This window comes from Eubacterium ramulus ATCC 29099, from assembly GCF_000469345.1.
In the GTDB taxonomy this organism is placed as follows: domain Bacteria; phylum Bacillota; class Clostridia; order Lachnospirales; family Lachnospiraceae; genus Eubacterium_I; species Eubacterium_I ramulus.
Map to the genome: position 1 here is coordinate 22,642 of NZ_KI271135.1, position 12,934 is coordinate 35,575.

General features: G+C 43.4%; 10 protein-coding genes. 5 read left to right on the plus strand and 5 right to left on the minus strand.

From position 1 onward, the window contains the following. Nucleotides 1-52 precede the first annotated feature (52 nt). Complete coding sequence (locus tag HMPREF0373_RS09470; RefSeq protein WP_044963735.1) at nt 53-1,690, minus strand: UDP-N-acetylmuramoyl-L-alanyl-D-glutamate--2,6-diaminopimelate ligase; 1,638 nt, start codon at nt 1,688-1,690, stop codon at nt 53-55. A gap of 199 nt (nt 1,691-1,889) precedes the next feature. On the opposite strand from HMPREF0373_RS09470, the gene pyrB reads away from it, so the two are divergent. The 3 genes from pyrB to HMPREF0373_RS09485 all read left to right on the plus strand — a co-directional run bounded on the left by pyrB (nt 1,890) and on the right by HMPREF0373_RS09485 (nt 6,523). Beyond that, nucleotides 1,890-2,807: an aspartate carbamoyltransferase gene (pyrB, locus tag HMPREF0373_RS09475; protein ID WP_022036493.1), complete on the plus strand. Its 918-nt coding sequence runs from the start codon at nt 1,890-1,892 to the stop codon at nt 2,805-2,807. A gap of 3 nt (nt 2,808-2,810) precedes the next feature. Beyond that, the gene (locus HMPREF0373_RS09480; protein WP_021739486.1) at nt 2,811-3,236 is read left to right on the plus strand and encodes an aspartate carbamoyltransferase regulatory subunit; all 426 of its coding nucleotides are present in this window, start codon (nt 2,811-2,813) and stop codon (nt 3,234-3,236) included. Between the two features lie 128 nt (nt 3,237-3,364). Beyond that, on the plus strand, nt 3,365-6,523 hold the full coding sequence (locus HMPREF0373_RS09485) for a glycoside hydrolase family 2 TIM barrel-domain containing protein (RefSeq protein ID WP_044963737.1): 3,159 nt from the start codon (nt 3,365-3,367) through the stop codon (nt 6,521-6,523). Between the two features lie 112 nt (nt 6,524-6,635). Here HMPREF0373_RS09485 and frlD read toward each other — a convergent pair whose 3' ends face one another. The 3 genes from frlD to HMPREF0373_RS09500 form a co-directional block, all read right to left on the minus strand. Continuing rightward, a complete protein-coding gene (frlD, locus tag HMPREF0373_RS09490; protein ID WP_044963738.1) occupies nt 6,636-7,433 on the minus strand; it encodes a fructoselysine 6-kinase in 798 nt (265 codons plus the stop codon). Nucleotides 7,434-7,435: 2 nt separating this feature from the next. After that, nucleotides 7,436-8,272 (minus strand): fructoselysine 3-epimerase, encoded by an 837-nt coding sequence (gene frlC / locus HMPREF0373_RS09495; protein ID WP_021739489.1) that lies wholly within the window; start codon nt 8,270-8,272, stop codon nt 7,436-7,438. Between the two features lie 144 nt (nt 8,273-8,416). Next, complete coding sequence (locus tag HMPREF0373_RS09500) at nt 8,417-9,412, minus strand: SIS domain-containing protein (protein ID WP_021739490.1); 996 nt, start codon at nt 9,410-9,412, stop codon at nt 8,417-8,419. A 399-nt stretch (nt 9,413-9,811) separates the two neighbouring features. On the opposite strand from HMPREF0373_RS09500, the gene HMPREF0373_RS09505 reads away from it, so the two are divergent. Then, nucleotides 9,812-10,525 (plus strand): GntR family transcriptional regulator, encoded by a 714-nt coding sequence (locus HMPREF0373_RS09505; protein WP_275951504.1) that lies wholly within the window; start codon nt 9,812-9,814, stop codon nt 10,523-10,525. Then, complete coding sequence (locus tag HMPREF0373_RS09510) at nt 10,513-11,265, plus strand: GntR family transcriptional regulator (RefSeq protein WP_021739492.1); 753 nt, start codon at nt 10,513-10,515, stop codon at nt 11,263-11,265. Before HMPREF0373_RS09505 ends, HMPREF0373_RS09510 begins: the two co-directional genes overlap by 13 nt. Before the next feature lie 59 nt (nt 11,266-11,324). Here HMPREF0373_RS09510 and HMPREF0373_RS09515 read toward each other — a convergent pair whose 3' ends face one another. Then, nucleotides 11,325-12,932, minus strand: a complete 1,608-nt coding sequence (locus HMPREF0373_RS09515; RefSeq protein ID WP_021739493.1) for a hypothetical protein — start codon at nt 12,930-12,932, stop codon at nt 11,325-11,327. Nucleotides 12,933-12,934 lie beyond the last annotated feature (2 nt).

Sequence of the window (12,934 nt, forward strand, 5' to 3'; positions counted from 1 at the left end):
CGTAAAGCGGACATTCGCAATCCGCTTTCGCTGCCTGCTCATGAATTGCATTTTACCAGACCTTACACTTCATGGCAAGTTGCCGGTCATCCATCGGAAACTTCTGCCCGCAGATTTCCTGATATTTCTCATGCCCTTTTCCGGCAATCACCACAATATCTCCCGGTTTTGCATGGGAGATTCCATAGGCAATAGCATCTCCACGATCCGGGATCCTGCCATATTTTCCTTTCGTTACGTCCAGACCCCTACAGATCTCATCCACAATTTTCTCCGGATCTTCATCCCTTGGATTATCCGTGGTCACCACCACAAGATCCGCCAGTCTTCCTGCCACTTCTCCCATCTGAAACCGTCGTTCTGCCGAACGGTTACCGCCGCATCCGAAGATGCAGATGATCCGGCCCGGATGATAGTCCTGCAGCGTAGTCAGCAATGCCTCCAGTGCCATGGCATTATGGGCATAATCAACCAATACAATAAAACGCGGTGACACAGAGAGCATTTCTATTCTGCCTGGCACCTGCAAAGTGTGCAGTACCTGCTCCATCACGTTCCACGGCACCTGGTAATGCTCCGCCACTGCAATGGCTGCCAGGGAATTATAAACAGAAAATCTACCCGGTGCATTGACCACGATGCGTTTCTTCTGTTCTTCCGGCTTTTTCTCTGTCACACCTTCTCCTGACTCTGTAAATGACGTTCCCTTTGTCATTCCCGCCTGCCCCGCATCATGTACCGTCAGCTCATACCGCACCCCCAGCCGGCTGCTGCCCCGTAAAAGCTGGGGAGCCAAAGCGCAATAGTCCGACTGACCGGAAAATCCATAAGTCACAGCCTGACAGCCACTTTCCCGCCACATTTCCTGCCAGTAATCGTCATCCTGATTGAATACTCCGCACCGGCACCGGCGAAACAGCTGCCGCTTGCAATCCATATATTCTGCAAAATCTGCATGTTCCCCTGCACCGATATGATCTGCCCGCAGATTGGTAAATACTGCTGTATCAAACACGATTCCTTCCACGCGGTGCAGTTTCAATGCCTGGGAAGACACTTCCATCACCACATATTTGCAGCCGCCATCCGCCATTTTCCGCAAAATCTCATACAGTTCATAAGATTCCGGTGTTGTATACTCGCTCTCCTGCTGCCAGGAACCATAACATACTTCAATGGTTCCGATCAATCCTGCCTCATAACCGGCGGCAACCAGCATCTTCCAGATCATCCAGACTGTGGTAGTCTTTCCTTTTGTCCCGGTAACCCCAAGGATGCACAGCTCTTTCTGCGGGTTATCAAACCACTGCCTGGAAATAGCTGCAAGTGCAATTCTGGTATCCGGAGTTTCCAGTACGCAGACCTCCTGCATATCCGGAATCTCCCTCAGATTTTCATCCAAACGACTGACACATTCTTTCCGTCTAACTGTTTTTCTCTCCCAACTTTCCACTGTGTATGATTCTTGTTTAAAATCTGTCGCTGCCTCCGTCAGGATCACGGAAGCACCCCGCCGCACAGACTCCCGGATAAACTGATGACCGTCCTGTCTGCTTCCCCGGATGCATACAAAAATACCTCCCGGCTCTACGTTTCTGCTATCGTAAGCCACCTGTGTAACTTCCCTTGGGAGTTTCCCACGGACGCATCGATATGTAAGTCCCTGCAGTAATTTTTCTGTCTGCTTCATACTAGACTCAGCCCCTGCTATTCCGTTGTATTTAGCATATGCCGGTTCTTTCAAATTGTCACACAACTGAGGTGACTGAATGTTCAAATTCCCACATTACCAGAGCCAACTCCCTATTGAATTTTAGGGTCTCATAGTATATGATATGTAAGAGAAAAATCGTCAAACGATAAATACATAATCATTAAGGAGGAGACCTATGAGACATTTAATGAGCCCTTTAGATTTATCCGTACAAGAAACAGATAAATTGCTCAATCTCGCGAACGATATTGAAAAAAATCCGGAAAAATATGCACACGCATGTGCCGGCAAAAAGCTTGCTACCTGCTTCTATGAGCCAAGTACCAGAACACGACTCAGTTTCGAAGCAGCTATGTTAAATCTTGGTGGATCTGTACTTGGTTTTTCCAGTGCGGACAGTTCTTCCGCCGCAAAAGGAGAAAGTGTTTCTGATACCATCCGTGTCATCTCCTGCTATGCCGATATCTGTGCAATGCGTCACCCGAAAGAAGGTGCTCCGCTGGTTGCCTCTGAAAAATCTGCAATTCCAGTGATCAATGCAGGTGATGGGGGACATCAGCATCCGACACAGACACTTACCGATCTTCTTACGATCCACAGTCTCAAAGGTCATCTCGACAATCTGACTATCGGTTTATGCGGTGACCTGAAATTCGGTCGTACTGTTCACTCACTGATTCATGCTCTGATTCGTTACCCGAATGTAAAATTTGTCCTGATTTCTCCGGAAGAACTGCGCGTACCAAGCTATATCCGCGAAGATGTCCTTGCACAGAACAACGTTCCGTTCAAAGAAGTAGTCCGTCTCGAAGACGCTCTGCCGGAACTTGACATCCTTTACATGACCCGTGTACAGAAAGAGCGTTTCTTCAATGAAGAAGATTACATCCGCATGAAAGATTTCTATATTCTGGACAAAGCAAAAATGGAGCTTGCTCCGAAAGATATGCTGGTACTTCATCCACTGCCTCGTGTAAACGAGATTTCTACAGAAGTAGATGATGATCCGAGAGCAGTATATTTCAAACAGGTTCAGTACGGCGTTTACGTTCGTATGGCCCTGATTCTTACATTATTAGGAATGGAGGTATAAGCAATGTTAAACGTAGGTGCAATCAAAGAAGGTTTTGTATTAGATCATATCAAAGCAGGCATGAGCCTTTCCATCTATCACGATCTGAAACTGGACGAGCTTGACTGCTGTGTTGCTATCATCAAAAATGCAAAAAGCAACAAAATGGGAAAAAAAGATATCCTGAAAGTTGAATGCAACATCGACAATCTGGATCTTGATATCCTCGGTTTTATTGATCACAATATTACAGTAAACATCATCAAAGATCAGCGCATTGTGGAAAAACGTGCATTAAAACTTCCGACATCCGTAACAAATGTCATCAAATGTAAAAACCCACGTTGTATCACATCCATCGAGCAGGAACTGGATCAGATCTTCCTTCTGACAGACGCTGAGCATGAAGTATATCGCTGCAAATACTGTGAAGCAAAGTACAAGAAATAAATATATCATTAAGAACAGACCACATACCTTGCTATGTGGTCTGTTTTTTTATATAATAAACACTGATGAGGATTTCGTTTTACTCATTATTTCAAGAAAAAAATCATTTTCATGAGGAGGGTTTTTACATGATCATTCCAAAGTATTTTGAAGACAATCATATCTTTGGTGTCAACGATGAGCCAATGCGTGCTTATTACATTCCGACATCACCGGCACAGGATCCGAACTGGATGAGCCGCACGGAAACGGATCGTTTCTTATTACTGAACGGCGATTGGAAATTCCGTTATTTCGACAGCATCTATGATTGTCAGGAAGCTTTTTATGATGAAGGGTATGACACGAATCACTTCGACACACTTCCGGTTCCGTCCAACTGGCAGGATCACGGCTACGATATCCATCAGTATACCAATACACGCTATCCGTTCCCGTTTGATCCTCCATATGTACCGCACGAAAATCCATGCGGTGCTTATGTGCACAGCTTCACATATAAAAAGCCGGAAGGAACCGCAACTTACCATCTGAATTTCGAAGGTGTGGACTCCTGCTACTATGTATGGTTAAACGGCATATTTATCGGATATCATCAGGTTTCTCATTCCACCGGTGAATTTGATATTACGAGTGCTCTGCGTGAGGGTGAAAACACACTTGCCGTTCTCGTTTTAAAATGGTGCGACGGCAGTTATCTGGAAGATCAGGACAAATTCCGTAATTCCGGTATTTTCCGTGATGTTTATGTATTGGCCAGACCTCAAAACTATATCCGCGATTTTTTTGTCCAGACGCAGTTAAAGGACAACTATACCGCTGCTGATGTAACGATCCCGCTGACCTTTGCCGGTGAACCCATCCCGGTTTCTTACAAACTGACCGCTGCCTGCGGCTGCATCGTTGCTGAAGGTATTTCCAACGGAGACAGCATCACATTTTCTGCTTTCGACCTCACACTCTGGAATGCAGAACATCCATACCTGTATACACTGACGCTGTCCACTGACAACGAAACCATCCGTCAGCGCATCGGTTTCCGTGAAATCAGCATCAGGGATGCCATTGTATACCTGAACGGTCAGAAAGTCCGTTTCCGCGGAACCAACCGTCATGACAGTGATCCTTATGTAGGTTCTGCTGTTACGCTGGAACATATCCGCAAAGATATGAGCCTGATGAAACAGCACAATTTCAATGCTATCCGCACCAGCCATTATCCGAACGCACCGGAGTTTTATGAGTTGTGTGACGAATACGGTTTCTATGTCATCGACGAATCCGACATAGAGATCCACGGTGTTGTAAACCTGTACAACCTGAATATCTGGAAAGAAGGAAAGAAAAACCCGTTCCCACCGTTTTTATCTGACAACGAAGACTGGACAGACAGCGTTGTAGACCGTGTCCGGAAAAATGTAATGCGTGATAAAAACCGTACCAGCGTGCTGATCTGGTCCATGGGAAATGAGGCCGGTTACGGTTGTACCTTTGAAGATGCCCTTGCCTGGACAAAATCTTACGATCCAACCAGACTGACCCACTATGAGAGTTCCATGCACCATCCGCGCAATCCAAAACGCGGAAAAACTGATTTCTCTAATATCGATCTGCGCAGCCGTATGTACGCTGCAATCCCGGAAATGCATGCATATCTGGGCAATAACCCGGATAAACCGTTTATTCAGTGCGAATTTGTCCATGCTATGGGAAATGGACCTGGAGACATCGAGGACTACTATCAGTTAGAGGAACAATATGACACATTCGTGGGCGGTTTTGTCTGGGAATGGTGTGATCACGGTGTTTATATGGGAACCACAGATGATGGACGCAAAAAATTCTATTACGGTGGTGACTCCGGTGAATATCCGCACGATGGCAACTTCTGTATGGACGGACTTGTTTACCCGGATCGCACACCAAGCACTGGTTTAAAAGAATATAAAAATGTGCATCGTCCGGTTCGTGTACATCTGGTGGATGCTGCTTCCGGTACTTACATCCTGCAGAACAATCTGGATTTTACAAACTTAAAAGAAGAAGTCTATCTGACCTATGAAATCCTGCAAAATGGTATGGCAGTTGCTTCCGGTGAAATCAGAGATACTGAGCTGTTAGATGTTGCTCCAAGAAGTAAAAAGACTGTTCAGCTGCCGATCAAGCCATTAGAAAACGGTGCCTGCTCTGTCATCATCAGTTCTCATCAGTTACATGAAAAGCCATTTACACCGGCTGATTTCAAACTTGGTTTTGACCAGATCATGTTGAACGAAAACTGCACGGATACATTAACCGCTCTGCTCAATGCGGAAAAAGCATCTGCAGACTCCTGCTCTTGCGCTGCAAATGGCACTGCTTCTGCTATTACTTATACAGAAAACGATCGTGTCATTACGATCAACGGTGCTGATTTTGTCTATGTATACAACAAACTCACCGGTATGTTTGACAGCATGATCTACAAAAATCACAGCTTCTTAAAACGTCCGATGGAAATGAATATCTGGCGTGCACCGACAGATAATGATCGTGTGGTCAAGAGACTGTGGTATGAAGCAGGTTATGATAAAATGACACAGCGAGCTTATAATACAACTGTAGAAGCACAGGAAGATGGTTCCCTGAAACTGCACACAACCTCTTCCATGGCCCCCATCTTCCGGCAGCGTTTCCTGGAGATTGATGCAGAATGGATCATCACACCGGATGGAATCGTCAGATCCAGCATGGAGATTGAGCGGGATGCGATCATGCGTGGCATGTACAGCGAATATTTCGAAGATGTGACAGAAAATGACAATCCATTCCAGCCAAATGAGGCATTTCTCCCTCGACTTGGTATCCGCCTGTTCCTGTCAAAACGTATGAATCAGGCAGAATACTTTGGATACGGACCTCATGAGAGCTATATTGATAAACGCCGGGCAAGCTATCTTGGCAAATTTACTTCCCGTGTCTGTGATCTGCATGAAGATTACATGCGTCCGCAGGAAAACGGAAGCCACTATCATTGCGAATATGTCAGTGTTGCTGATGACAGCCGAAAACTGACCGTATATAACGAGCAGCCAATTTCCTTTAATCTGTCCGAGTATACAGAAGAAGAACTGACCACGAAAGGTCATAATTATGAACTGGAAAAATCCGGATACACCGTATTCTGTATCGATTACAGACAGAGTGGTATCGGTTCCGGAAGCTGTGGTCCTCAGCTGGCAAAAGAATATCGTCTGGACGATACTCATTATACGTTCTCATTCCACTTGAAACCGGAAATTTTATAATTTCTTATCAAACACAAAAACATAAGACACATTCGATGCCGTAGAATGTGTCTTATGTTTTCTTTCTTATTACTTCGCACTTATAGAAGTGAGAGCCCATTACATATCTATCTTACCAGGCTCCGCTATATCCCAGTGTCACACTGCTGTTTTTTGCTCCCTGTTCCATGCTTTCCTGTAATGATTTTCCCTGTAGGATACCATATAAAAAGCCTGCAATGAAGCTGTCACCGGCTCCCATCGTATCCACGACATCGCATGGAATAATCCCAAACTCCGTATAACTTGTGCCGTCATAAGCAATACTTCCTTTTGTGCCTCTGGTAACGATGACTGTCTTTGCTCCTTTTTTCTGCATTTCTTCCATGAAGTTTCGCATCCATTCTTCATCTTCTCCATCATAGGCAAAAAATGCATAATCCACAAATGGAATCGCGATATCAATCACCGGGCTTTCATATTTCGTTGCAAAGTCAAAAGCAATCCTGGTGCCACAAGCCTTGATTTTCTCAAGATCATTCTCTATCATCCCCCAGATTCCGGATACAACCAGATCATGGCTTCCAAGAAATTCAATATCTTCTTCACTCAGCTTGAATTCTGCCATAACGCCTTCCTCATAGTCTCCGAGAATACGCTCCCCGTCTATGATTTCCACGTGTGTCACAGCCGTACTGCCAGGCATCACTTTCAAATGAGAAACATCCACCCCTTTTTTTGCAATTGAGTCCTTCATTAATTTCCCATATGCATCGTCTCCAACGACACCGGTATAAGACGCTTCCCCGCCAAGACGGACTGTATATACGGCAACATTCACCGGATTTCCTCCCGGAAATGCCTCACCTGTCTGATCATAAGCATCCACGCAATTGTCTCCTACAGCTGCAACTTTAATCTTTTTCTCCATGTTTAACATCCTCCCTTTCCTTCCAACATCATTTGCCGTACTCTGTCATGTGCCCGTTTTGCATACACATATGGTTCCCGGATATAAGCCGTTACCAACTCAATGGTAGCTGTGTCATGATAACCGAAATGCTGTATTTCCTCCAGAAGTTCCGGAAGAGGGAGCTCACCATCCCCCGGGATCACATGTGTCTCACTGTTGCAATCACAATCCACCAGATGGAGATGTCTGCAACGGTCACCCAGTTTCATAAAATAATCCATCACACTTTCGCCTTCAATGGATGGCACTACCACATCACACATTCCGTATAAATATTGGGAATCCACCATCTCAAGTACTTCCTGCAGATCATTTGCGTTAGTACATACATTTGTTTCAAAATGAGTCAGTGTCTCCAGCAAAACCGGTTCCTGGATCTGTTGTGCATATTCTGCCAGTTCCCTCAGCGTTTCGACCAGTCGCTCCTGGATTTGTCTGCGGCTTATGGTATTTTCCGCATGACCGGTAGAAATAAGTGTGTATTCTGCTCCCATTTCTTTTCCCATTTCAATTGCTGTCTTGAGATAATCTACTGCCTCCTTACGCTGGCTGGAATCTCCGATCATATAATTGTACGGATATGCATTGTGCTCCGGTGTATACACATGAACCGGCATTTCATAGACTTCAATCAATTTCTTTACCTGTTCTATCCCGCCCCGTTTCAGATCCGGTGGAAATGCATGGGGACGCCCTCCCCAGAGTTCTATATAATCATAGCCGATTCTTTTCGCATCCTGAAACGCAGCTTCCAGTGGATAATACTGATAGCCACTGGTAAACATTCCCAATTTCATACATTCCCTCCTTATTTTTTATATCCTGCACAAATAAGAGAACTGCCGAAAACATAACATTGATTTTCAGCAGTCCTCTTGTCACTTCATCCTTGTTCGTCTTTCAGCACGCAGAATCATTATTTATCTTTTCGCTCACATTCATTAATAATCAAACTGGCGATAATATCTTCTGATTTCCATTGGATGGCAATTGATCTGCTCCATATGCGCATCAATACGCTGTGTTACAGCATGCGTTACCAGATGAGACAGATTTCCACGGAATTCCTCGCTGATTCCTTTCAACTCATAGTCTTTGGAATCAATTACTGTGTAATTTGCACAAACACGCGGCAGGAATTTTACTACTCGTTCACTCAGAGAACGCTGTGCATCTTCACCTACAAATACAGTGACCGGTGTATCACGGTCTACAATTTCCAGCATTCCATGGAAAAATTCTGCACTGTGGATAGATTTTGTACGGATCCAATGCTGCTCTTCCCAGTAGCACATTGCATAAGAATATGTGGAACCATACTGATTACCTGCTCCTACAAAATAATGGATACTGTCATTGCAATGTTTCTTTGCAAATGCCTCTCCAAATGCATCCGCTGCTTTCTCAACTTCTACCAGATCTACAGCCAGATTTTCATCCAGTTCTTTGTAATACCGATCATATTCCGGGAATTCACCTGCATTGTACATAAAACGGTCTGCAACCATAAAAAACTTCAGCTGTTCATTGCCCGGATATGCAATTTCATAATCTACGATCTGTGCCAGTTCTGCAGTATCCACATCAATAAATCCAAGCACCTTTGCTCCCGCTGCAGAAGCTTTTTTGACACCTTCCACCATCTCGATGGTACTTCCGGTTACGGATGAAACCACAACAATCGTATCTGCTCCAACTTTTTTATTTCCAGTTGTCAGATATTCTGCTGCATTTTCCACGAAAAAGTCAAGTCCTGATTTTTCTTTCATATGAACTTCTGCCTGTAAGCAGGAAGCATAAGTGCCTCCTATGCCAAGCCAGCAGATATTTTTAAATCCATCTTTACAGATCTGGTCTACAATTTCTTCGATTTTCCCGCGCAATGCAAGTGCACCTTTTACTCTGTCAATCTGTTTCTGCTCATCAAATTTCAACATGATATTTTGATATCCTCCTTTAATTCCTTTTCCTTTTTTGTAACCACTTTATATGAATTACTATACCACATTTTTTTAAATAGTCAACATCTTTTTTTAAAATGTTATTCTAAGCATTTAATAACTATATGTTTTTTTGCGATTATATCTTGTGTTTTATTCATTATCATTCATTTTTTTGGCATATTTGCATAACCGACTGATTTAGACCACTAATCCGTTTTTTTATACCAATAATATTTGACGAACAGATTGCATCTGTTATATGATAGAAACAAGCAACTATTCGGTAGCATGAATGTAAAAGATGTTCTATAATAATCTTTTCATATAGTTATTTTTAAAATTGGAAGTAAAAGGAGCGTATTTTTAAAATTTATGAGAAAAAATTTACTGACAATGGATGTCATTCTTGCAAAAGAGATCATATACATGTTGAAAAATGAAGGCTATCACCCCGGAGACCGTCTTCCTTCTGAGCGTTTTCTTGCGGAACATTTTCATGTGCAGCGGCCTACTATCCGGAATGCCCTGGCACAGCTTGTGCGTGAGCATTACCTTTTTTCCCAGGAAAGACTTGGATATTTTGTTGCTCCGGATAGAATCAAAATATCTACTCACACCTGTACTGATAATTTTGATCCCGGAGAAAGATGTCCGAATATTCGCTGGCAGCCTTATTCTTTTGAAGAAATTTTAGTAGATAAACGTCTCTCCGGCAAAATGCTGATCCCGGAACAAACACCAGTTTATAAAATCCTTTTCATTTATTATGAAAACGACACCCCGCTGTGCCTGGATTATTCTTATACTCCAATCGATATCTATCCTGGTCTGACTGCTGAAATTCTGGGTTCACGCCCGATTTTGAATGTATTGCAGACTGATCTTCAGATACCGATTTTGAAATCCAATCAGCGTGTGACACTCATTTACACAAATGAGGAAGAATCCAGTCTGCTCCAAACTGCACCGGGTAGTCCCATGATGAAATACAAAGGTCTGGTATATGACGACACCGGCAGACTGATTCACTTTTTTGAAGACATTATGAAAATAGATGATTTTGCATTTATCAGAGATGCGGAAATGGAGGAATCATGGAACAATTAAATCATGTAGCAGCACAGGTGCGCGATATTATTGTAAGCAGGATTGAAAGCCATGAATATCTTCCCGGAGAAATGATCCCTAGCGAACGAGTCCTGGCAGAAATGTATGGTGTAAGCCGACCTACTATCCGCACAGCCATCGATGAACTTGTAAATGAGCATTATCTCGTGCGTCGACAGGGAAAAGGTACCTTTGTCAAGAAACCGGAATATAACAAAGTCGCTTTCGGTGTATTAAACGAATCCAAAAATGCCAGTTTCACTTCCCTTGTCCGCAATTTTGGAATCGAGATATCCAACAAATTACTGTGCACCGGTACCATCCAGGGACGTTATTATTATGCTGATAAACTTGGTCTTGCATTTGAAGAACCAATTTATGGAATCCACCGTATCCGCCAGGGTAACAAAGAGCCACTGGCTATTGAGTACACTTACGTTCCACTGAAATTTTTCCCGGATATCGATAATTATAACTTTGAACAGATTTCTCTGTATGACTACATGTCCACCAGAGATCACCTGCCCGTTGTTTTCCAGGAATCTCTGACCATGGTAGAAGCCGGAGATAAAATCCGTTCCTATCTGCATCTGGAAGATGAAATGATCGTCAATCACCTGGAACTGATTGGCTATGACCGACACGGTAACCTTGTAGAATATACAGAAAGTTATTCCCGCCCAGACAAACTGGAAGTACGTTTTGTATCAAATAATACAGATCAGAAACGCTGTCTGTAAAAAAATAAGTCGAGCGCACATGAAATTTGTGCGTTCGACTTATTTCTTCTTTATTCACTTTACCAGGTAGTTTTATGTTCATCAACAACCTGCAGGGTATCCGGATCAACAAGATAAAAATCTACCAGTTCCGTACTGTAGCTTCCACCCGGATATAATTTTTCCAGTACGATTTCTGTACAGGTTTTTCCTTCATCGTTTGTTTTTTCCCCATTAAAATTAATGTACAGACGATATTCCACATCCACCATGCGGGTTCCTGCCTGCTCCTGACCGGCACTGATAAGTCCATAGGTTTCTCCCTTTGCATTTGCATCGAAGCTCAATTCTGCGTCTGTAAACTGTCCTTCGTTTTGCAAATACTCAAACACTGCTGTTATCTCGTTTTCAAGCAGCTGATACTGTTCGAGTTCACTCGAATAAGAGTCAGAATCAGAAATGCCGTTATCTGTTGCGGATTCTCCGGCAGTTTCATCTGATGCGCTATTGGATGCGCCATTTGTTGAATTGTCTGTTATATCCTGATTGGCATCGGATGAATCAGTACTATCCTCTGACCAGTTTGAATCTGCTGACGGCAGACAGCTATTTATTCTTTGCATAACAAACGGATTATTTGTCCGATACAGTGTCGTTGTCACGTTATATGCGCGCTCAGAATACGCCTTCAGATAGGTATACTTTTCATCCTGCGATATCACTTCTTCCTTCCATTCCAGTCCCAAATAGATTATGACACTGTTTTCTGCCATGCAAAGCAGAAAGATTGCACATATAATAACAAAGCAGACCTTGTTAACGGAGCTTCTTCTCGAGAATGTTTCATTGCCAAACAGCCGGATATTCAGCCAGATGACCAGAACCAGCAGTCCAAGGAATGTCACCAGGATGGAGATCGTTGCAAACATATAACGAAGCACATATCCGCTGTCTGTATTGATTCCAAGTGCTGCCGCATAAAACAAAATGCAGTACGCAAGGAAAATGCTGATACATCCAATACGAAGCGGATGCTCCTTTTTCACCACAACACTCTGCTTCATGACTTCTGTTAAAGTTTCTGCATCTCTGTGATCCACACATTCTCTGACAATATCAGTAGCTGGAAATCCTTTTGATCTGACTTCAATGCCATTGTAACAAATGAATGTTTCCTGCATTTTCTCCTCATCATCAATGGCAAGCGCAATGATCAATCGCAGCAGCCAGATCTGTTTCAGCTGATCTGCCTTACATTTTTCCATGACAATCTGATCCAGCGCCTGTTCCGCCAGTTCGTATTTTCGCTGACAAACATCTGCCTGCGCGCATATCACCAGATAAAAGTTACCGAGCACAGTATTCTTTCTTCCATGTCTGTGATAAAAATACAGCGCATAATCATGCTTTTCATCCGATGACATTTTTCGTGTCTGTTTTCTGCTACCTGCATTCAATGCCAGGCGAAGCCCGAATGCCAGAATAACCATTGCCGCTCCATAGCCCCACAATGTCTGCGTAACAAAAGCATGTGTGACGAACAGAAAATACCCTAATAATCCATACAGAGCAAATATAAGCGCCACACCAACGCCAAGTTTTATAAAATAATTCCCTGCCCGCCTTTTTGCCACAGGATTCCAGGAGTATTCATTTTTTTGAAACTGGTCAATATTATATATATTCATAA

What these genes read in the sequence shown, in the direction of transcription:
- pyrB (WP_022036493.1), top strand. Translation starts at nt 1,890, where the DNA reads ATGAGACATTTAATGAGCCCTTTAGATTTATCCGTACAAGAAACAGAT.
- HMPREF0373_RS09470 (WP_044963735.1), bottom strand. Translation starts at nt 1,690, where the DNA reads ATGAAGCAGACAGAAAAATTACTGCAGGGACTTACATATCGATGCGTC.
- HMPREF0373_RS09510 (WP_021739492.1), top strand. Translation starts at nt 10,513, where the DNA reads ATGGAACAATTAAATCATGTAGCAGCACAGGTGCGCGATATTATTGTA.
- frlC (WP_021739489.1), bottom strand. Translation starts at nt 8,272, where the DNA reads ATGAAATTGGGAATGTTTACCAGTGGCTATCAGTATTATCCACTGGAA.
- HMPREF0373_RS09485 (WP_044963737.1), top strand. Translation starts at nt 3,365, where the DNA reads ATGATCATTCCAAAGTATTTTGAAGACAATCATATCTTTGGTGTCAAC.
- frlD (WP_044963738.1), bottom strand. Translation starts at nt 7,433, where the DNA reads ATGGAGAAAAAGATTAAAGTTGCAGCTGTAGGAGACAATTGCGTGGAT.
- HMPREF0373_RS09480 (WP_021739486.1), top strand. Translation starts at nt 2,811, where the DNA reads ATGTTAAACGTAGGTGCAATCAAAGAAGGTTTTGTATTAGATCATATC.
- HMPREF0373_RS09515 (WP_021739493.1), bottom strand. Translation starts at nt 12,932, where the DNA reads ATGAATATATATAATATTGACCAGTTTCAAAAAAATGAATACTCCTGG.
- HMPREF0373_RS09505 (WP_275951504.1), top strand. Translation starts at nt 9,812, where the DNA reads ATGGATGTCATTCTTGCAAAAGAGATCATATACATGTTGAAAAATGAA.
- HMPREF0373_RS09500 (WP_021739490.1), bottom strand. Translation starts at nt 9,412, where the DNA reads ATGTTGAAATTTGATGAGCAGAAACAGATTGACAGAGTAAAAGGTGCA.